Source organism: Paraburkholderia sp. RL17-347-BIC-D (genome assembly GCF_046027915.1).
Taxonomy (GTDB): Bacteria; Pseudomonadota; Gammaproteobacteria; order Burkholderiales; family Burkholderiaceae; genus Paraburkholderia.
In genome coordinates this window covers 39192-57957 of sequence record NZ_JARESS010000008.1, presented here as the reverse complement: position 1 = coordinate 57957, position 18766 = coordinate 39192, and the positions used below count along the sequence as shown (strand labels likewise).

Sequence of the window (18766 nt, the reverse complement as noted above, 5' to 3'; positions counted from 1 at the left end):
CGCGTTCTGGAGGATGCATGCGGTTCAAGCTCAGGCAGATGGAAGTGTTTCGTGCGGTCATGCTGACCGGCTCGATCAACGCAGCGGCGAAGATGCTCTACGTGTCCCAACCGGCTGTCAGCAAGCTCATCTCCCACACTGAGACCACCTTGGGGCTGCGCCTCTTTGAACGCACGAAAGGCCGGCTGATACCGACAGCGGAAGCGCAGGCGCTATTCAGGGAGGTGGAGCAGGTCTATCAGGCGGCGCTGAGCGTCGATGAATTCGCGCGGGCGCTGGCGCTTGGGCCGGCGAGCCTGTTGCGGGTGTCGTGCAGTCCGTCGTTGGCGACGTCGATCGTCGCGCCTGCCATCGTCGAGTTGAAACGGCAGTTGCCGGCGCTCAGCGTGGATTGGCACACCACGCTGATGGCCGACATGCCGCTCGAAGTCTTGAGCAAGGCCGTCGACGTGGCGGTCACATCGATGCCGATCGAACACGAACACCTCGACGTGGTGCCGTTCATGCGCGGCAGGATGGTCTGCGTCGTGCCGCCGCTTCATCGTCTGGCCGCGCCCGAGCCGATTGCGCTGGCCGAGCTGATTGGCGAACCCATGATTCTCTTCAGGCGCGACATTCCGTTCGGCACGATGATCGCGCGCGCATGCCAGCAAGCCAATGTCGAACTGCAATCCGTGGTGGACGTCACGCGCGCGGACCAGGCGCTGGCACTGGTGAAAGGCGGACTCGGGCTCGCTATCGTCGACGAGTTCGCCGCCGAAGGTCAGGGCTTTATCGTCCGTCCGCTGATCGAGGAACTCGAACTCGTCTCCACCTTTGTCTATTCGAAGTTCTCTCCGCCTTCCCGCAACACGGCGTTGCTGATGCATGCGGTCTACAAGCAGGCGCAACGCATCGACCGGCAGATTGCGGGTGCGTCGCTGCCGGACTAGAGCAAACCCGCGAGATGCAGCACGACGAACGACCCGGCGCCGCCCGCTATCAACACCAACGCGTTGATTCGGGTCGTCATCACCAGCACGGTCGCGATTGCCGCGGTAAGCCACGCTATCCAGCCGCCATCGAGTTGTTTCATCAACACGTAGACGGCGGCCAGAATAAGACCGGCGGCGACGGGCCGCAGACCTGCCTGCAACGCGTTCAGCCAGCGGGCGCCTTCATGTCTGTTCCACACGTGCACGACACCGCACATCAGGAACGCCGTTGGCCCGAACAAAGCCAGCGTCGCCACGAGCGCTCCGCCAAAGCCGCCCACCTGCCAGCCGATCAATGTCGCCAGCAGCGACCCCGGACCCGGCGCGAGCCGCGCAATCGCGAAGTCGCTCAGGAATTGGGCGTGCGTCATCCAATGATGCACGTCGACGACTTGCCGTTGGACCTCGGCAATGATCCCTTGCCCGCCGCCGACCGTCACGATCGAAAGCGGTGCAAAAACCGAAAACAGTGCGATGAGATTTCTGGACACGTGAGGTAGCTTTCTGAAAGTTGCCCGACTGTCGTTATTGCTGCCGCGGCGAACGGACGTATTCGTAGCCGACGCTCAGGACGCCGGCTATCAACACTGTCCACACGAGCGACGCCCTGAATAACGCCACCGCCACGAAGGTCGCGATCAGCATGAGGTACGAAAAAAGCCGCCGCGGCAGCCTGCGCGCGGCGGTGATCGCCATCGCCGCGGATAGGCCGATTGCACCTGCCGCCGCACCCGCCAGCGCGGTATGCGTGAGTGGCAGATAGGCGATGGCCGAAAAGAATGCGCCGAGCAGCACGATCAGGACGGCAGGCGGGAAGATGATTCCGCAAAATCCGGCCAGCGCGCCGCGCCAGCCAAGCAAACGATAACCGATCCAGATGGCCAGATTCTTGATGTTGACGCCCGGCAGCGCCTGCGACAACGCCAGTCCGTTGAGGAACTCGTCCTCGCTCAGCCAGCGCCGGTCGTGCACGAACTCGCGCAGAAACCAGCCACTCAATCCCCCGCCAAAACTCGTGAGACCGATGCGGGAAAAAATAAGGAACAGCCCTAGCGCGGTCACCTCGCCCGGCGCACGTCCGCCGCCTTGCCCGATGGCTTCGCGCGTCGATGCCGGGTCGAAAACTTCTTGCCCGTTGGTGCCTTTGACCAATGCTCCCTCCTTACGAACTGTGTGGCAAAGCCGATGAATCCCGGCGCTTCGTTGGCGTCGTTGCGGCCACAACGACGCTGTTACCCCGGTTTGCCCCGAGTGCTAAATGATAGCTGCAATAAGCCGGCCTATTTCACTCATCATGCAACAACGCCAAAGCTTCGCCGCCTGCGCGTCAATGCATACAGTCTCCTTGACACCCGTTCAGGACGGTATTTAATTCCACTATCTGCCGGCCGGGTCACAAAGTAGAAGTACATTACCTGCTGTTGCCGGAGATCCAATTTCGCACCGTGCGTGATTTTCACTTCATGCGGCGCTGTCGTTCGCCTGAGCGCCGGACCTTCTGATGCTGCAATCTCGCCGTGACGGGATGCATCCGCTGCGAATCGAGCCGCTTACCGTGCAGTCAACGCTGGAGACATGCCATGAGCCCGACCATCGATCGACAGTGGAAACGTTGGGCCGCAATCGCGAGTGCCATTCTGCTGGTGTCGTGCGGCGATTCGATCAATTCGAATCCGACCGTCCCCGATTCGATCATGCAGGTGATGCAAAAGCCGATCTACAAGAGCGCGACCTGGTCGATGCGAGTGGTCGACCTCGACTCGGGCGATGTGATCTACGACGTGAACTCGAGCGCACAAATGCTGATCGGTTCGGTGCGCAAGCTCTTTTCGGTCGGCTCCGCGTTGAATCAACTGGGTGCGCAGCATCAATTCGTCACGCCGGTCTACCGGCAGGGTACGGTCAATGCTAGCGGCACCCTCACCGGCAATCTGATTCTGCTGGCAAGCGGCGATCTGACAATGGGCGGCCGAGCCAACCCGGACGGCACGATCGCCATCACGAACTTCGATCACAACGAGGCCGACTCGTTGGGCAACGCGATACTCGCCACGCCCGATCCGCTCGCCGGCTTCAATTCCCTCGCGGCGCAGGTCGCGGCTGCGGGCATCAAAACGATCAACGGCGATGTCGTGATCGACGACCGGCTTTTCGAGCCTTTCAACTTCCGCGGTGAGTTCAATGTGCGGCCGATCTTCGTCAACGACGACGTCGTCGACGTCACCCTGAACCAGAGCGCCGAAGGCTCGGCCGTTCCATTCGACTGGCGGCCCAAAACGGCCGCGTTTAGCGTGCAATCCACGCTCGCGACGGGCAGCGCGACCTCGGGTCTGGATATCAAACTCGCACCGGAACCGCCGTTGTGCATCGGCTCATCGGGTTGTGTCGGCAACGTAACCGGGAACGTGCCGGCCGGGTTCGTGCCGCCACTGACGAACGCCTACCCGCTGATTCGCACGTTTCGCGTGACCGAGCCATCCAATTACGCCCGCACGGTCTTTATCGAAGCCCTGGCCCGCGCGGGTGTCACGGTCACGGCGACGCCCGTCGCCGCCAATCCGGTTCAGTTACTGCCCGCGCAAGGCTCGTATTCGAGCGCGACGCAGGTTGCGCAACTCACTTCGCAACCGTATGAGCAATACGTTAGATACGTCATGAAGGTCAGCTATAACATCGGCGCTGATACGAGCCTCATGCTGTTCGGTCTTGCGAACAACAACGCCAAGACGCTGACCGACGCGTTGGCGGCGGAACAGAGCGTGCTGACCACCACGTTCAAGATCCCGTCGAGCCAGTATCACTTCATCGACGGCAGCGGCGGCGGCGACTCGACTGCGAGCGGCACTGCCGTCATTGCCATGCTGAGAGGCATGAGCACGACGCCGGTTTTTTCGCCCTACTTCGACGCGTTGCCGGTGCTGGGCGTAGACGGATCGCTGGCCACCATCACCGCCTTCGAATCCGATGCGACGCTTGCAGGGGCGAAAGGCCAGGTGCACGCGAAGACCGGCACTTACGTCACGGAGAACCCAAACGCGCCGACGTCACCGTTCCTGAGAGGACAATCCCTCGCCGGCTATATCGATGCGAAAAGCGGCCACCGGATCGCCTTCGTGCTGACGGTGAACAACGTTCCTATTTCGGGCATCATCGACGTGCTATCGGTCTTCCAGGACGAAGGCACGATTTCGGCGATGCTCTGGAAACTGCAGTAACGCGGCGGCGCAGCCTGCCTGCGTTTCGTCAATACCGTGCGTAGACGATGCCGAGTATTTCTGCCTCGTCGTCGAATACATCGAGCGTATCGGTGAGCGCGGCCACCGGACCGGCGTTGTTGACGAACAGCGCGTAGGCGAGCCGCCGTCCGCTCTTTGCGTCGATATAGCCGGCCATGTTCATGGCGATCATCTGGCCGCCCGTGACGGTCGCGCCACTCTTCACGGCGATATGCTCCTTGCCCGGCACGTTTTTACCGATTGCGGCAAGCGAGCCATCGACACCGAGAATCGAGAGTGCGTTCCGATACACCGTGTAGTTCGGCCGGCGGCTCATTACGCTGAGCAGCGTCGCGGTGGTGCGTGCCGTCGCGCGGCTGTCGGGCGTGCCGCTGCCATTGGTCGGAAAATTGAAGCCCGCTCCATCGAGGCCCAGATCGCCGGTCAAGGATTGACGCTCGGTGGCCAGCGCGTCGCCGACGGTCCGCGCGCCTTTCGTCAAACCCTGGTACATCAGGCTCAGATTAGCGCCCGTATTCAGGCTGACCTTGAGGATCAGCTTCGCGAACTCCGAATACGGCAACGACGTAAAACTCGCGACCTGCGTCGCGCTCGTATACGTTTGCGGCGCGGGCAATTTGTCTGAAGCATTTGGCTGGACAGCGGGCGCCGACACCGTCACGCCGGCGCGTGCCAATGCGTCGATGAAGGCGGTCCGCGCAAAGGACGGCGGATCCTCGACACGCAGGTTGCTGACGTACAGGTCGTTGCCGATCAACGCTGCCTGATAGCCGGCAGGGATCGACGCCGGCGTGTTGAGGCTGGCTTCGCCGGAGATGGTTCCTTTGCAGCCGGGCGTGGCGAGACAACTGAGCGGCCCTTCGTCGAGCGCGTCGCCGGATGTCACGATGTCCGGTGCGCTGTTGGCCGCAGTCGTAATCGACGTTCCCTGCATGGTCATCGCGCTCGTGCGCGGCCGCCAGTCGAGCTGGCCAGGTTGCCCCGCGTTCGCACCCGGTGCGAGCGTCACATCGATCACGTTCTCGTTGATGAGAATCGGCGAAATGAGCACGTTGCCATTCGGCACGCGGAACGCGTCAAAGAGCCTGTCGTCGATGATCACGTCGCCGCTGATCGACGTGATGCCCGCCGCCCTGACCTGCGCGGCCAACTGGTTCACGGCCGTCAATGGATCTTCGGGTGTCAGGATCGCACCATTGAAGGCACGCGCCTCGTTATGATCGAAGTCGGTGAAATCGATCGTGCCGTCGGCCTTCATCCGGCCGCCGAAAGTCAGATCGCCGGATGCCTTGACGATGAGATCACCAGTCAGTTTGCCGGATGCGTCGATGGTGCCATTACGATAGACCGGCGTTTCAAAACGATAATCCGGACCGATGGCGTTGAGTGCCGTCCCCACCGAGAAGAGCTTGCGCACCGAGCCGGTCAATGACAACACGTCAGGCTGCAGCGAGTACAGCACTTCGCCGGTGCCCGCGTCCATGACGATCATCGACCATTGCGACTTCGCACTCGTATAGCGCGGCTTGTCCATGATCTGCGCAATAGGATCTTGCGAGAGTTCACTGCCGCAACCGGCGACGAACGAACTTGAGGCGATCAACGCCAGAACAGCCAGGAATTGCATGCGCATGGGAATTCCCGCCGATCGCCATGGGAGAGTTTCAGCATAGTATGCCGGCGGCAGGAATACAAAATGCTCTGCTGCAACGCGCGGATTTGTCTCGTACGAGAGGGTGATTGGCTGACGCTAGTTCGTCTTCGGACGATAACGCAGCGAATCGATAATCAGCGCCATCGCTCGCGAAGACTCGGATCGGCTGGCGTAATACGCGTGCAGGCCCGGAAATGTCGGACACCAGTCGTCGAGCACGCGAATGAGACGCCCCGCCGTAACGTGAGGTTGCGCCAGGTCGGACGGTATGTACGCAAGGCCGTAACCGGCCAATGCGGCATCGAGCATGTGATAGGTACCGTTGAACGAGAACTGGCCCTCCACACGAACCTGGATTTCTCGACTGCCCTTTTTCAGCTCCCACGCGTAAAACACTCCGAGTGTCGGCAAGCGCAGGTTGATGCAGTTGTGCGCCATCAGATCCTGTGGGTTCTTCGGCAACGGCTGCTTTTCCAGGTAGGCCGGCGTGCCGACGATCGACATCTTCATATCCGCGGCAACGCGCACCGCAATCATGTCCTTCGCGACCTGATCTCCGTTGCGAATGCCGATGTCGTAGCGGTCCGCCACGATGTCAGTTAAGCCGTAGTCCGTGATGATCTCGACCTTGATCTCCGGATATTTACGGAGCACCTTCGACAACCTGGGCCAGAGCACCGTGTTGGTCGCGTAATCGGTCGCGGTGATGCGAATCGTGCCGGCGGGTTTGTCGCGAAGCTCAGTGACGGCCGTCAGTTCGGTTTCGATCTCCTCGAAGCGCGGCGCTACCGTCCGCAGGATGCGCTCACCTGCCTCGGTCGGCGATACGCTGCGCGTGGTTCGCGTCAACAGCCGCAGGCCGAGCCTGGTTTCGAGCGCGCGGATCGTGTGGCTCAAAGCCGATTGCGATACACCGAGTTGGGCGGCCGCGCGAGTAAAGCTGCGTTCGCGCGCGACGGCGATGAAAGCGAGCAGATCGTTGAAATTTTCGCGTGGCATTGATGAACCGGCCTCATGGGTGATTGCGGAATTTAACCACTAGTTACACAGGTGTGCACTGGTTAAATTCGTCGGGTCAATGCCAGCTTTTATTTCACGTCGGTTGCGACGCGCCACCTGAACTAAAACTAGCCGCGTTTGCACAGGCATATAGGAATATTCATGAATGCATTTCATAACCTCTTGCGGTTTCATGGACTTAATCTCTAGACGGCGAATGCCTATCATCTGAACCTAGCCGCTGTTTATAGCGTGGTCCGGAAGAGTCGCAGACCGCAGGCGTAGCCTGCATGGAGAAAGCTAATGGATTATCGGTATTTGGGCCGTAGCGCTCTCAAGGTTTCACCCTTGTGTCTGGGCGCGATGATGTTCGGTGGTGAAACGGATGAAGCCACGTCGAAGCGCATCATCGATAAAGCGTTCGATCAGGGCGTCAACTTCATTGACACAGCGGATGTCTACCACGCTGGCCGTTCCGAGGAAATCGTCGGCCGTGCGATTGCCGAGCGCCGCGACAGCTGGGTGATCGCCACGAAGTTCGGCTACCCGACGACGCAGGGTCCGAACGAACAGGGCCAGTCGCGCAAGTGGATCATTCAGTCGGTGGAAGCCAGTCTCAAGCGCCTCGGCACGGACTATATCGACATCCTCTACTTTCACCGCGCACTGCTCGATGCACCGCTCGAAGAAGGTGTCCGTGCGATTGGCGACCTGATTCGCCAAGGAAAGGTTCGCTACTTCGGCTTGTCCAACTTCCGCGGCTGGCGCATTGCCGAGATTGTGCGTCTTGCCGACCAGCTCGGCATCGAGCGCCCAGTCGCCAGCGAGCCGCTCTACAACATGGTGGACCGCACTGCCGAAGTCGAGCAGTTGCCCGCAGCGGCGCACTATGGCATCGGCGTCGTGCCTTATAGCCCACTCGCCCGCGGCGTGCTGACCGGCAAATACACGTTGGATGGCGCGCCGCCGGCTGATTCGCGTGCAGGGCGCGGTGACAAGCGCATCCAGCAGACCGAATGGCGGCCTGAGTCGCTGGCGATCGCGCAGAAGGTTGCGGCGCACGCCGCGGCACGCGGTACCAATTCGATCGCCTTCGCATTGGCCTGGGTGCTTAAGAACAGAATCGTCAGCTCGACTATCGCCGGTCCTCGCACCGAGGCTCATTGGGACAGCTACGTTCAGGCGCTGAATGTGCAACTGGGAGCCGACGACGAAAAGTTTGTGGACAGCTTGGTGCCTCCCGGTCACGCATCGACGCCGGGCTATACGGATCCCGGATATCCGATTGAAGGTCGGCGAGCCTTCTGACGCATCAAGACGCAAGCTCTTCCATATGGCGAATGCCGTCGTTGACATCAAAAAACGAGCCTCCTAAGGATTCCCTGACCCAAAGTTCAGCATCGGCCACTCTTATTTTCTTGATCTCCTGACAGCACCGCGAAAACTGGCCGCATACGATGAACGCACGCCGATCGTCCTTCATCCGAGTGCTGCCATGGTTCCCTATCTGTCCGAAAGAGAAAACTCGATCGAGCACGTCAACGCAATGTGCTTGCATCTCTTCGACCGGTGGTGCGATACCAGAAGCGTCGTGCCGCTGACGTATCTGTTAAGAGGCTGGCCGATGATGAACAGCGACCCCGAGACCCTTCGTCGTCTCGGAACTGCGTTACGGGAGCTCAGACGGCAACATCTGCACGACTCCAACGATGCCGCCTTTCAGGAAGTCTGCGAGCTATCGGATTGTGTCGAGGATCTGCTGATCCTGTCGTCCCTGCCAACGTGGCTGACGAGCGGCTGGTAGCGCGAACGGCGACGTGGAGGACAGCGTGCATTTCAACGAGATCAGTGACGAAGAGTGGCTGCTGCTTGCGCCCATCCTGGCGGATCCCCCGATTGTTCACCGGCAGCGCGGCCGGCCGCGCGCGGCGGTTCGTGTCGTGGCGAATGCCGTGCTGTGGGTACTGACAACCGGCGATTCCTGGTCAATGTTGCCGAGCCACTATCCTTCGGCGCCGACGTGCCGGCACCGCTTCGAGGCGTGGCGTTCGAGCGGCGCTCTCGCGGAGATGTACCAGATTCTTTCAAGCACCGGACGCAAGTTTCGGTGCGGTCCGCAACTGACACTGGAACGCCGCGACGCCCTGACGCGCGGCATCGACCGCCAGACTCGGGACGCAGGTTTTCGCCGGGTGTTCTGGCGAGATCAGGCGTCGTGGCAAACATCGCGCGAGACATGGCAGTCAGGCGAAACGGCGGACACATTCAGGGATATCGCGCGGCAACTCCCCAATCCCGACAATTCCGCGCATGCCGTACCCGAGCGCGTCGAATCCCGCGCGCCGGTGACACCCTTACATTCGATTCATCGAACTGCCTCACCGTGGATGGGCCTCGCGTCGAAAGGCCAAACCGAATCCGACCCGCGCGGCCACGTCATCTACATTGCCGCCGACCGGCTGGCAAACACCCGCTTCCGAGGATGGGCCGAGATCGTGCGTGACGAAAGGCGAATCGCGCGTTCCGGGCTGATCGGTCCGAGCTTCAAGAACTGCGAGACGGCACAGCAATACGCGCTCGAATGGGCGCGGCGCTGGATCGACGAGGAAAGCAGTGAGGACAGCGACGCCGCCGAACTGGACTGCGGCGTCCCGCAACAAAAAGCCCGCTCCCGGTGAGCAACGCGTCGACGCGGCGGATGCCCCGGCGCGTCTGACGAGTCAATGCACCACGCCGAAGATCGCTTTGACGCCCTCTGCCGGCGTCAGACCCACATCGAAATAACCTTCCAGCCTCAAAGCGGTCGCGTCGTCGAGTATGAAAGGCGGCCTGATGAAGCCAGTCGCAAACGCATGGTCGTACCATTCGCTCAACCACGCGCGCAATTTCGTTTCGTGCCCCGACAGTGTCCTCAGGTTGTCTGCATTCATCGATGATCTCCTTTGTCCGGCCTCGTTCAGGTCACCCGACGAGCGGCTCGAAGCTCATTCTGCACAGGTTCTTTGCCGGCGGGAAGACGTGCCAGGTACCGTCGTCGTGCCGGAAGAAGAACAGCAGGATCGGACCATCGGGACGCCTGATTTCGACGCAAACCCGGCAAGTCAGACCGTCCTGCGAACCATGCAGCGTGAGCACACGGACCGGCAGCGTGCCTGCCGTTGCCAATAATTTCTCGCGCAGTCCGCGTAGTGAGCCTTTCGTCGCATCCACATCTGCCCCCGCACCTCAGGTTCCCATTTGACAATCGTGGGACAACGGCGGGGATTCTTCAGTCAGCAGCGCCGGATTGTTGATTCGGGAAACGCTGCTTCGAGCCTCAGGATTTCCCTAACGGCTCCGTCACTCGGTTACCAGACCGTGTCTGATCGCATATCGGATCAACTCGGCGTTGTTGTTCAGGCCGAGTTTTTGCATGAGACGCATCTTATGGGTGCTGATGGTCTTGGCGCTGAGCGAACACGTCTCGGCAATCTCGTTGATGCTTTGACCGGCGGCCAGCATCCGCAATACCTGAAATTCGCGGTCGGACAACACCTCGTGCGGTGGCGCGTCGCCGGAATGCGTTTCGAAGACCATCGCGTCGACCAGTTTCGGGTCGATGAACCGCCCGCCTCCCGCCAGTTTACGGATCGCCGCGAGCAGCACGTCGGGATCGCTGTCTTTCGTCACATAACCCGTCGCGCCGGCGCGCAACGCGCGCGACACGACCTGCGCCTCGTTGTGGATGCTGAGCACGAGAATCGGCAAAGGCGGCTGCTCGGCACGTACGCGCCGGATCAGATCGACTCCGCTGATGCCGGGCATCGTCATGTCCAGCAGCACGAGATCGAACCGCCTCGCGCGCAGCCGATCGAGCACTTCCGAACCCTGCGCGGCCTCGGCGGCGACGACGATATCCGTGGTCGTCGCGATAATCTGTTTCAGACCGCCACGCACCACGGCGTGGTCATCAGCAATCAGGACGTCGATCATTTTCTGCCCCGCCTGTAAGCGGAATGTGAATGGAGATGGCGGTGCCCATGCTCTGCGCACTGTCGATAGTCATCGCGCCGCCGATCAGGCGGGCGCGCTCCTGCATGCCGAGCAGTCCGTACGAATAACCCGTGCGCGCCATGTTGGGATCAAAACCGCAGCCGTCGTCACTCACGTGGAGTTCGAGCGCCGCCGCCGTGCTGGTCAGCGTCACGTCGGCCCGCGTCGCGTGCGCGTGGCGCCCGACATTGGTCAGCGAAGCCTGAACGATACGAAATACGGCTGTGGCACAAGCCTCCGGCAGCACCGGTTCGCCGCCGTTGATATGCAATTGGCAAGGAATGCCGTGGCGTCGCATGAAGTCCTCCACGAGCCACTCCAGCGCCGACACGACCCCGAAGTTCAGCGCCACCGGCCGCAAATGGTTCGCCACATTGCGGACCATCCAGATCGTCTTTTCGACGAGTTCCCGCATGTCCTCGGCTTTGCGCATGGCGTCCGGATCCTTGCCGAGGCGCATTTTCAGCAGCGAAACGTCCATCTTCAGGGCGGTCAGCAATTGGCCGAGTTCATCGTGAATCTCCATGGCGATACGCTTGCGCTCTTCCTCGCGAATCGCTTCCATATAGGCGGACAACTCGCGCAATTGATTGCGCGATTCGAACAACTCCTGCTCGATACGCTTGCGCGACGTAATATCGCTCAGACCCACGTAGATCGCCGGCGCGTCGCCGAACGTCGCCACGCGCGCGGTCGCCATGGCCCAGAACGCCGAGCCGTTCATGCGCCGCATCTGGACTTCGCTATTGTTGAAACTGCCCTCCGTGCGCAGATGCGACACGAGCCGGTCACGGTCGCCGGGATCCACATAGAAATCGACGATGTTGGTCAGCGTGCCGATGCCCGTATCGATACCGAACAGTTCTCGCAGCGGTTCATTCGCGTACAGGATCACGCCTTCGGGCATCGACGTGATGCACAGCGGAATCGGGCTGGTTTCGACAATCGTGCGAAAACGCGCTTCGCTCGCCTGCAATTTCGCCTCCGCCCGGCGGCGCTCGTCGACCTGAGCGGAAAGCCTCGCATTCGACTCCGCGAGTTGCCGCGTGCGCTGCTCGACCTGCTGCTCCAGTGCATCGCGTGCGCGCGACAATTCGGCCTCGGCCTGGTGGCGCACCGCCACCTCGTTCAGGAGTTGGCGGTTCTGCACGACAAGCTGCCGGTGCATCACGCGCAAGGCGAGATGGGTCTCGATGCGCGCCATCATTTCATTGACGCGGACGGGCTTCGCCACGTAGTCGACGCCGCCAGCCGAGAAACCCTCGACCATGTCTTCCGCGCCCGTCAACGACGTCATGAAAATCACCGCGATGTCGCGCGTGCGCGCGTCCGCCTTGAGTCGCCGGCAGGTCTCGAAGCCGTCGATGCCTGGCATCTTCACATCGAGCAGGATCAGGTCGGGCTGGGAAAACAGCGCACGTTCGAGCGCCTCTTCGCCGTCGAGCGCAACGAGTACCCGAAAGCCGCGGTCCGTCAAACTCTCCACGACCACGCCGAAATTCGCCGGCGTGTCGTCCGCAATGAGGATCGTCGGCCGTTCGCCAGCCTCCACGTTGGGCTCGTTCATGACTTGGGCTCGACATTCAGATGCCGCTCGACGAGATGGAGTATGGCTTTCGACTGATAGTCGCGAGCAAGCGCGCAGAGTTGCGCCGTGAACGAGCGATAACGCGAATCGCGGGCCGCCACGTTCTCGGCCCACGCGATGATTTCATGCATATCGCCGAGGCGGGCAAGATGATGCAGTTCTTCCATCTGTTGCCGAGGCACGGCCGCAAGACTGACTTCGGGTGTAGCGGTGCGAACCGACGGCGCCGGCGATGCATGGGTCCATTTCAGCCCGAGCAGCGTAGCGATCTGGGCCAGCAGCGCTTCGAGGTCGACCGGTTTGGACAGGAATGCGTTCACCCCCGCTTCAATGCTCATCGCCTTGTTGACTCCGGATGGGCTGGCGGACATGGCAACGATCGGAACATCGGCGAACGCCTGCAATTGGCGCAGGTTGCGTGTCATTTCGAAGCCGTCCATTTCGGGCATCACGATGTCCGTGAGAATCAGCGCCGGTCGCTCGCGCTGCGCCTTCTCGAGCCCGTCGCGACCGTTTTCCGCCTCGACGGTATCGAAGCCGAGACGGCCTAGCAGATCCACAACGATCGCGCGATTGACCTCGACGTCATCGACGACCAACACATTCCTGCGCGGCCCCTCATAACCCGTCACCGTGAACGGGAGCAGCGCAGGTCCCGTCGCCTTGCGCAACACCGGCGTCACGCTCGCCGCCGGCAGTTCAAACCGGAAAGTACTCCCTCGTCCGATTTCGCTTTCCACCTCGATCTCGCCACCCATCGCGCGCACGAACTCGCGGCTGATGGCCAGACCAAGGCCGGCGCCGCCTGCTCGCCGCTCGGCCGCGCCCAGTTGCTCGAACGGCTCGAAGATCGTATTCAACTGATCGTGACCAATGCCGATGCCCGTGTCGCGCACTTCGAAACGGACGCGGTTCGACTCGGACCTCGAGATATGCAAGCTGACGCAACCCGAATCGGTAAACTTCACGGCGTTGGCAAGCAGGTTGAGCATGACCTGCCGTAACCGTCGCTCATCGGCACGCACGCCGACGGGCGCATCCCCCGCGATTTCGCAGATGAAGTCGAGGCGCTTCTGCTCCGCTTTCACATCGATGATGTCGCGAATGACATCGACAAACCCTGCCAGCGGCACGTCACCGATTTCGACGCGCAGCTTGCCCGCTTCGATCCTCGCGAAATCGAGCGTGTCTTCGATCAACGTCAGCAGATGTTCGCCACTGTTGCGCATGGCCGCCACGCGTTCGCGCTGCCGCTCACTCAGCGTGGCATCGCGTTCGAGGATCTGGGCGTAGCCGAGAATGCCGTTCAGCGGCGTCCGCAGTTCATGACTCATATTCGCCAGGAATTCGCCTTTGGCCCGGTTAGCCGCTTCCGCCAGATTGCGTGCTTCGCGTTCAGCCGCCGTGTCCTGCTCGTCGCGATACGCGCAGTACAGCCGCGCGCCCATTGCATTGAATGCGGCCGCCACGCGGTCCAGTTCATCCGGATCGCGCCGTTTGCGTCGCTGAAGACTGAACGGCTGGGGCGGTTCACGAAAATCGTAATCCTCCACCGTGCGCGCGATGGCCGCGACGTGCCGCATCACAAGACGGGACAAGATGTAGACGATGAACAGCGAAACGAGAAAAGTGTTGGCGGCCTGAGTGACGAGAATCATCGCAGCGGTTCGCATCAGCTCATGGTAAAGGTCGAGCAGCGTCGCCTCGACGTACAGCTTGCCGATCTCGCGGTCCTTGCCCTGCACGTTATAGAGGAGCGGAAACTCGCGGGCAATCACGGGACCGGCTGAGCGCTGACCCGCGCTCAGGTAGGCCGATTGACCGTCTTTCCCCGCCTCGCGGATTTCCACGGCGCGAATGTCCGCGAGACGCAGAATGCCGTTCAACTCCAGTTGCAGTTGGGCGCCGTCGAGGCGCCAGAGCGCTTCCGCGAGACTGTCGCGACTGCTGCGATCAATGTCCACAAGGCGATTTTCAATCTGCTCTACGCCGCGGTAGTAGTCGCGGTAAAGCTGTAACCCGGTCAACAACACAGTGACTACGCAGCTGACGAGCAGCACCGTCACGAGAAGCCGCGACACAAGGCTACTCTTGAAGCCGCCGATCAAACTCCACCATGCATCGAACAGGTTGTGCTTCATACATCCCCGCGAGTGCTACGGTTCTTGTTTCGTCTATTCTGCACTCGTTGCCGCTGCGCGGCCCAGACCAATCGGCCGCCGCGTCGGCAGGGTGGCGATTTAATGTTTGCCTGCACCGGCCAGCCAGTCACTCTCATTTCCTGGTCTGCGCCGGCGCTCATTCCGGGTGAAACGCGCCCTGATTAATCTGACGAGAATCTACATGACGTACATGATCGGTTCGACGGACGGCGAATCGGTGATCGCCCGCGGCAGGCAGATCCGCGGATACAACAGAATCTCATCGATGCATGACGTCAGCTCGCCGAGGATCGGCCGGACGCGGCCGCCGAGGGCGTCGGGGTTCGACATCCGCAGTTCGCGCATTCCGTCCGATAGTCGCTTCACGGACGCGTATCCCCAATCCGGTAACGGCCAGCAGTGCAACAGATAGCTGAGCGGTATGACGCTTCTGCTTTCACACCAGATGTCGGCCTACGGAGTCACACAGTCAGGAAGCCCGGAAAAATGCACTTCCGATTTGCTGAATATGCCGTCAGGAAATCCTTAACGCCTGCGCATCGCGCATTTCAGCCGGTGTGAACACAGCATGGCTGACTTCCTGACAAAGGGATTACACGATTTGTCAGCACGGTCCGGACGTGGCACGATGAAAAACCGATCAGGCGACAATCTGCGCGGACAAGCGCCCGGTCGAGCGCGCCACTCCTGTTTCGAGAAAATATCCATTCATGCATCGCAGGCGCTTTGTACTGGCAGCGCTGAGCGCGGCGAGCGTCACGCTTCGCGCGCGTGCCGCACCTGCCGACCCTCCCGTTCACTTCGACATCGTCTATCCCCGCATTCGGCCTGCCCGCGACGTGCACGCCGCGTTTGCACTCGCGGTTCTCGATCTGGCCATGAAAACGGCCAACGCATCGTATACATTGCGCTCAGCCGACATCGAAATGGAGCGGGGTCGCGCGCTGGCGGAACTGGCCGGCACCAACAATATGATCAATCTGCACTGGACGAGCATGGAGGCGCGAGCGGAACGCGGCAGGAATGTAGTGCGGATTCCGATACATCGTGGACTGATCGGGCACCGGGTGTTCGTCATCCGAAAGGATCGCCAAGCCGATTTCGACAAGGTCGAACGCTTCTCCGATCTGAAGGCATTCATTGGTGGGCAAGGAATTGGGTGGATCGACACGGAGGTCCTGAGAGCAGCCGGCCTGAACATCCAGACCTCGACCTATGACACGCTGTTCGAGATGACCCAAGGCGGCCGGATCGACTATTTTCCACGCGGCTTAGTTGAAGCATTTACTGAGATCGATGGACGCCAGCATCAGGAGCCGGATCTCGTAGTCGAGAACAGGCTCCTGCTGAAGTATCGATCGGATTTCATTTTCTATGTCGCCTCGGGCCACGAAGCACTGGCGGAGACGATCGAAGACGGGTTCATCACTGCGTATCGCAATGGCAGCTACATGAGATTGTTCAACTCCCATCACTACGTTCAGGACGCGCTGTCGCGCGCCAAGATCGCGTCGCGGCTGACCTTCACGCTCGACAATCCCTTCCTCTCCGAACCGGACCGCAGGATTCCAGACGAGTACTGGATAAGCTGACGCAGTCCTCGGCGCGCCACGCGGTTGAAAGGGAAATGCCTGGGCCAAAATCAGGAAATCCTGACATCAAGCCGTCTGCGGCGTCGCCGTATACATGGAAAGGCGGCGCCAGTCCCGCGACGCAACTCCATTTCAAACGCAAGCGGCCCTAAGGAAAAGAAGTGAGCAAATTCGTCCACATCGTCAGGCTCGAGATCATTCATCGCGACCCACGAACGCCTGCACATGGACACTAACCGATGAAGCCGCAAACGTTCGTCCTACAGGCGCGGCTTTGCGATCGCGCCACGGCGCTCACGACGCGCATGGCCGAAGCGCATGACAAAGCGAAGGAATTGGCCCGCCGCGCGGAGGGTTGTCTCGCGGTGCTGGGTCACCTGCGGCAGGGCACGTCCGCCGCGGCAAACGTCTCTTTGGCGGATGATGCCGGACCTCTGATCGAGGCGCTATATCGGGCGGAGAGTGACTGGCAGAGTCAATTGCAGATGTTGCAGGCGCTGCTCACTGAACTCATGGATCAGAGTAACCGTGGCGAGATCGAGTCGCTTGCGGCGCACGCGTTTCGCTCGCAGACCACTCCTGAGGCGATTGCCGCTGCCGGGCGCGCTGTCGAAGTGCACGAGGCCCACTTTCAGGAAGTCGACGCGCAGTTGGAAGTGGCGCGGTCATGGTTCGAACACTTCGACATGCAGATCAACGCGATTGTCGCCCGCTTGCGAAAATCGTCTTGACGATTCGATCGGGTTCTCGCCTGCTACGAAGCGTCGTCGACCGGTATGCGTACGGCGATCGACGTGCCGCTGCCCGTCGCGCTGACCACCGAGATCTCGCCGCCCAGCTTCAGCGACATATTCGGCCTGGCTCCAGGCGAAGCGGCGTTAGGCCTCTGTTTGCGCCTTCGACAACATGGCATTAGTCCGCAAGTGGCTGGGGGTTTACCCTCCAAAACAGCGTTAGCGCTTGCAATCTCCTCGAAGTGAAGCTCAAAATGTAAGCGCTATCATCGAGATTCATGAGGCGAAATTGCCAAGAAAATCCGATTAACAGCTCAAATGCATCTCAAAATGTAAGCGCTAACATTTACCACTGAACGACGCCTTCGCCGACGGTGGATGCGCAGTTTCCAGCCGTCCGGCATCGCATCGGCGCGGCTTGCTCACAGCAACCGAAGACATGAAACGGAGACAACGATCATGAGTGCAACACCGGGCCTCGAGCAGGCGCCACCGAGAATCCGCCGCGCCCAGATCGTGGCGCTCACGCTGCTGATGGTGAGCGGCATCGTCAACTATCTGGACCGCGGCACGCTCGCGGTCGCCAATCCGCTGATCCGTCATGATCTCGGGCTGTCGCTCGGACAGATGGGGCTGCTGCTCTCGGCGTTCTCGTGGAGCTACGCGCTCTTCCAGTTGCCGGTAGGCGGCCTCGTCGACCGGATCGGACCGCGCAAGTTGCTGGGCATCGGCCTGATCGTCTGGTCGCTCGCGCAGGCGGCGGGCGGATTCGTCTCGACCTTCGGCTGGTTCATCCTCGCGCGGATCGTGCTGGGCATCGGCGAGGCGCCGCAGTTTCCGTCGGCGGCCCGTGTGGTCAGCAACTGGTTTCCGCTGCGCGCGCGCGGCAAGCCGACCGGCATTTTCAACTCGGCGTCGCCGCTCGGCACGGCGCTCGCGCCACTTTGCCTGTCGGTTCTCGTCGTGCAGTTTCACTGGCGCTGGGCGTTCATCGTGACGGGCGTGGTCGGCCTCGTCGTGGCGCTGGTGTGGCTCGCGGTGTACCGCGACCCCGTCAAGGCCACCATGACCGAAGCCGAGCGGCACTATCTCGAAGGCGACGAAGCCGACCGCAAGCCGGCACCCACGGTCACCTTCGCCGAATGGCGCTCGCTGTTTTCGCACGGCACGACGTGGGGCATGCTGATCGGCTTCTTCGGCTCGGTTTATCTGAACTGGGTGTACCTCACGTGGCTGCCCGGCTATCTGACGATGGAACGTCACATGAGCCTGATGCATACGGGCGTCGCGGCATCGATTCCGTTCTTCTGCGGCTTCCTGGGCTCGCTGACGGCCGGCTGGTTTTCCGATCTCATCACGAGCCGCAGCACGAGCCCGGTCGCGAGCCGCCGCAATGCGGTGGTGATCGCGATGCTCGGTATGGTCGCCTTCACGATTCCGGCGGCGCTCGTCGAGAGCAACACGATCGCGATCGTGTGCATCTCGGTGGTGATCTTTCTGGCGAATGCCGCGTCCGCCAGTTCATGGGCGCTCGCTACCGCGGCCGCGCCGCCGAACCGCGTCGGCTCGCTCGGCGCCATCCAGAACTTCGGCGGTTTTCTGGGCGGTGCCCTCGCCCCGATCCTGACGGGCTACATCGCGCAGAGCTGGTCGTTCGTCCCGGCGCTGCTGACGGCCGCCGGCATCGCGTTCATTGGCGCGATGAGCTACCTCCTGCTGGTGCGCAAGCCGATCGAAGACCCGTCCGCCCCAACCGAACCCGTGCGAGCGCCCGCGTGAACGCGCGCGCCGCTCC

The 18766-nt window shown here is 61.3% G+C and carries 18 protein-coding genes; 8 read left to right on the top strand and 10 right to left on the bottom strand.

The features are described 5' to 3' along the window. Window positions 1–17 precede the first annotated feature (17 nt). On the top strand, window positions 18–932 hold the full coding sequence (locus P0D96_RS13255; protein ID WP_132381576.1) for a LysR family transcriptional regulator: 915 nt from the start codon (window positions 18–20) through the stop codon (window positions 930–932). Here P0D96_RS13255 and P0D96_RS13250 read toward each other — a convergent pair. Beyond that, the gene (locus tag P0D96_RS13250; RefSeq protein ID WP_132381574.1) at window positions 929–1465 is read right to left on the bottom strand and encodes a chromate transporter; all 537 of its coding nucleotides are present in this window, start codon (window positions 1463–1465) and stop codon (window positions 929–931) included. The genes P0D96_RS13255 and P0D96_RS13250 overlap by 4 nt on opposite strands. A 34-nt stretch (window positions 1466–1499) precedes the next feature. Further along, window positions 1500–2126, bottom strand: coding sequence for a chromate transporter (locus P0D96_RS13245; protein WP_408290143.1), 627 nt, complete (start codon window positions 2124–2126; stop codon window positions 1500–1502). 428 nt (window positions 2127–2554) lie between these two features. Here P0D96_RS13245 and P0D96_RS13240 point away from each other — a divergent pair, with 428 nt between their 5' ends. Beyond that, window positions 2555–4189 (top strand): D-alanyl-D-alanine carboxypeptidase/D-alanyl-D-alanine-endopeptidase, encoded by a 1635-nt coding sequence (locus P0D96_RS13240; protein WP_408313758.1) that lies wholly within the window; start codon window positions 2555–2557, stop codon window positions 4187–4189. Between the two features lie 28 nt (window positions 4190–4217). Here P0D96_RS13240 and P0D96_RS13235 read toward each other — a convergent pair whose 3' ends face one another. Together P0D96_RS13235 and P0D96_RS13230 are read right to left on the bottom strand one after the other, a co-directional pair. After that, window positions 4218–5843 carry a D-alanyl-D-alanine carboxypeptidase/D-alanyl-D-alanine-endopeptidase gene (locus P0D96_RS13235; protein WP_408290145.1) on the bottom strand — a complete coding sequence of 542 codons (1626 nt, stop codon included), beginning with the start codon at window positions 5841–5843 and terminating at the stop codon, window positions 4218–4220. Between the two features lie 117 nt (window positions 5844–5960). Beyond that, on the bottom strand, window positions 5961–6863 hold the full coding sequence (locus P0D96_RS13230; RefSeq protein ID WP_408313757.1) for a LysR family transcriptional regulator: 903 nt from the start codon (window positions 6861–6863) through the stop codon (window positions 5961–5963). Window positions 6864–7166: 303 nt separating this feature from the next. On the opposite strand from P0D96_RS13230, the gene P0D96_RS13225 reads away from it, so the two are divergent. The 3 genes from P0D96_RS13225 to P0D96_RS13215 all read left to right on the top strand — a co-directional run bounded on the left by P0D96_RS13225 (window position 7167) and on the right by P0D96_RS13215 (window position 9541). Further along, window positions 7167–8171: an aldo/keto reductase gene (locus tag P0D96_RS13225; RefSeq protein ID WP_408313755.1), complete on the top strand. Its 1005-nt coding sequence runs from the start codon at window positions 7167–7169 to the stop codon at window positions 8169–8171. A 187-nt stretch (window positions 8172–8358) separates the two neighbouring features. Then, window positions 8359–8667, top strand: coding sequence for a hypothetical protein (locus P0D96_RS13220; protein WP_408313753.1), 309 nt, complete (start codon window positions 8359–8361; stop codon window positions 8665–8667). A 25-nt stretch (window positions 8668–8692) separates the two neighbouring features. Beyond that, window positions 8693–9541: a DUF6566 family protein gene (locus tag P0D96_RS13215; protein WP_408313751.1), complete on the top strand. Its 849-nt coding sequence runs from the start codon at window positions 8693–8695 to the stop codon at window positions 9539–9541. Between the two features lie 42 nt (window positions 9542–9583). Here the strand turns inward: P0D96_RS13215 and P0D96_RS13210 are convergent, their stop codons facing one another. The 6 genes from P0D96_RS13210 to P0D96_RS13185 all read right to left on the bottom strand — a co-directional run bounded on the left by P0D96_RS13210 (window position 9584) and on the right by P0D96_RS13185 (window position 14975). Beyond that, a complete protein-coding gene (locus tag P0D96_RS13210) occupies window positions 9584–9793 on the bottom strand; it encodes a hypothetical protein (protein ID WP_408292191.1) in 210 nt (69 codons plus the stop codon). Window positions 9794–9824: 31 nt separating this feature from the next. Continuing rightward, on the bottom strand, window positions 9825–10073 hold the full coding sequence (locus P0D96_RS13205; RefSeq protein ID WP_132381559.1) for a hypothetical protein: 249 nt from the start codon (window positions 10071–10073) through the stop codon (window positions 9825–9827). A gap of 129 nt (window positions 10074–10202) precedes the next feature. Continuing rightward, window positions 10203–10835, bottom strand: a complete 633-nt coding sequence (locus P0D96_RS13200; protein ID WP_408313749.1) for a response regulator — start codon at window positions 10833–10835, stop codon at window positions 10203–10205. Further along, window positions 10813–12462: a response regulator gene (locus P0D96_RS13195; RefSeq protein ID WP_408292194.1), complete on the bottom strand. Its 1650-nt coding sequence runs from the start codon at window positions 12460–12462 to the stop codon at window positions 10813–10815. The genes P0D96_RS13200 and P0D96_RS13195 overlap by 23 nt, the downstream gene beginning before the upstream one ends. Further along, window positions 12459–14624, bottom strand: a complete 2166-nt coding sequence (locus tag P0D96_RS13190) for an ATP-binding protein (RefSeq protein WP_408313747.1) — start codon at window positions 14622–14624, stop codon at window positions 12459–12461. Before P0D96_RS13190 ends, P0D96_RS13195 begins: the two co-directional genes overlap by 4 nt. Window positions 14625–14822: 198 nt before the next feature. Further along, complete coding sequence (locus tag P0D96_RS13185; RefSeq protein ID WP_408313745.1) at window positions 14823–14975, bottom strand: hypothetical protein; 153 nt, start codon at window positions 14973–14975, stop codon at window positions 14823–14825. A gap of 548 nt (window positions 14976–15523) precedes the next feature. Here P0D96_RS13185 and P0D96_RS13180 point away from each other — a divergent pair. From P0D96_RS13180 to P0D96_RS13170, 3 genes are all read left to right on the top strand, one after another. Beyond that, entirely contained in the window at window positions 15524–16237 is a 714-nt protein-coding gene (locus tag P0D96_RS13180; protein WP_408182053.1) for a transporter substrate-binding domain-containing protein, read from the top strand. A 239-nt stretch (window positions 16238–16476) separates the two neighbouring features. Then, window positions 16477–16968, top strand: a complete 492-nt coding sequence (locus tag P0D96_RS13175) for a hypothetical protein (RefSeq protein ID WP_408313743.1) — start codon at window positions 16477–16479, stop codon at window positions 16966–16968. 462 nt (window positions 16969–17430) lie between these two features. Further along, the gene (locus tag P0D96_RS13170) at window positions 17431–18750 is read left to right on the top strand and encodes an MFS transporter (RefSeq protein WP_132381549.1); all 1320 of its coding nucleotides are present in this window, start codon (window positions 17431–17433) and stop codon (window positions 18748–18750) included. Window positions 18751–18766: the final 16 nt, after the last annotated feature.

Excerpts from the sequence above, each read along its gene's own strand:
- P0D96_RS13235 (WP_408290145.1), bottom strand. The coding sequence starts at position 5,843 with ATGCGCATGCAATTCCTGGCTGTTCTGGCGTTGATCGCCTCAAGTTCG.
- P0D96_RS13230 (WP_408313757.1), bottom strand. The coding sequence starts at position 6,863 with ATGCCACGCGAAAATTTCAACGATCTGCTCGCTTTCATCGCCGTCGCG.
- P0D96_RS13210 (WP_408292191.1), bottom strand. The coding sequence starts at position 9,793 with ATGAATGCAGACAACCTGAGGACACTGTCGGGGCACGAAACGAAATTG.
- P0D96_RS13195 (WP_408292194.1), bottom strand. The coding sequence starts at position 12,462 with ATGAACGAGCCCAACGTGGAGGCTGGCGAACGGCCGACGATCCTCATT.
- P0D96_RS13185 (WP_408313745.1), bottom strand. The coding sequence starts at position 14,975 with ATGTCGAACCCCGACGCCCTCGGCGGCCGCGTCCGGCCGATCCTCGGC.
- P0D96_RS13200 (WP_408313749.1), bottom strand. The coding sequence starts at position 10,835 with ATGATCGACGTCCTGATTGCTGATGACCACGCCGTGGTGCGTGGCGGT.
- P0D96_RS13170 (WP_132381549.1), top strand. The coding sequence starts at position 17,431 with ATGAGTGCAACACCGGGCCTCGAGCAGGCGCCACCGAGAATCCGCCGC.
- P0D96_RS13190 (WP_408313747.1), bottom strand. The coding sequence starts at position 14,624 with ATGAAGCACAACCTGTTCGATGCATGGTGGAGTTTGATCGGCGGCTTC.
- P0D96_RS13240 (WP_408313758.1), top strand. The coding sequence starts at position 2,555 with ATGAGCCCGACCATCGATCGACAGTGGAAACGTTGGGCCGCAATCGCG.
- P0D96_RS13180 (WP_408182053.1), top strand. The coding sequence starts at position 15,524 with ATGAAAACGGCCAACGCATCGTATACATTGCGCTCAGCCGACATCGAA.
- P0D96_RS13220 (WP_408313753.1), top strand. The coding sequence starts at position 8,359 with ATGGTTCCCTATCTGTCCGAAAGAGAAAACTCGATCGAGCACGTCAAC.
- P0D96_RS13225 (WP_408313755.1), top strand. The coding sequence starts at position 7,167 with ATGGATTATCGGTATTTGGGCCGTAGCGCTCTCAAGGTTTCACCCTTG.
- P0D96_RS13175 (WP_408313743.1), top strand. The coding sequence starts at position 16,477 with ATGAAGCCGCAAACGTTCGTCCTACAGGCGCGGCTTTGCGATCGCGCC.
- P0D96_RS13255 (WP_132381576.1), top strand. The coding sequence starts at position 18 with ATGCGGTTCAAGCTCAGGCAGATGGAAGTGTTTCGTGCGGTCATGCTG.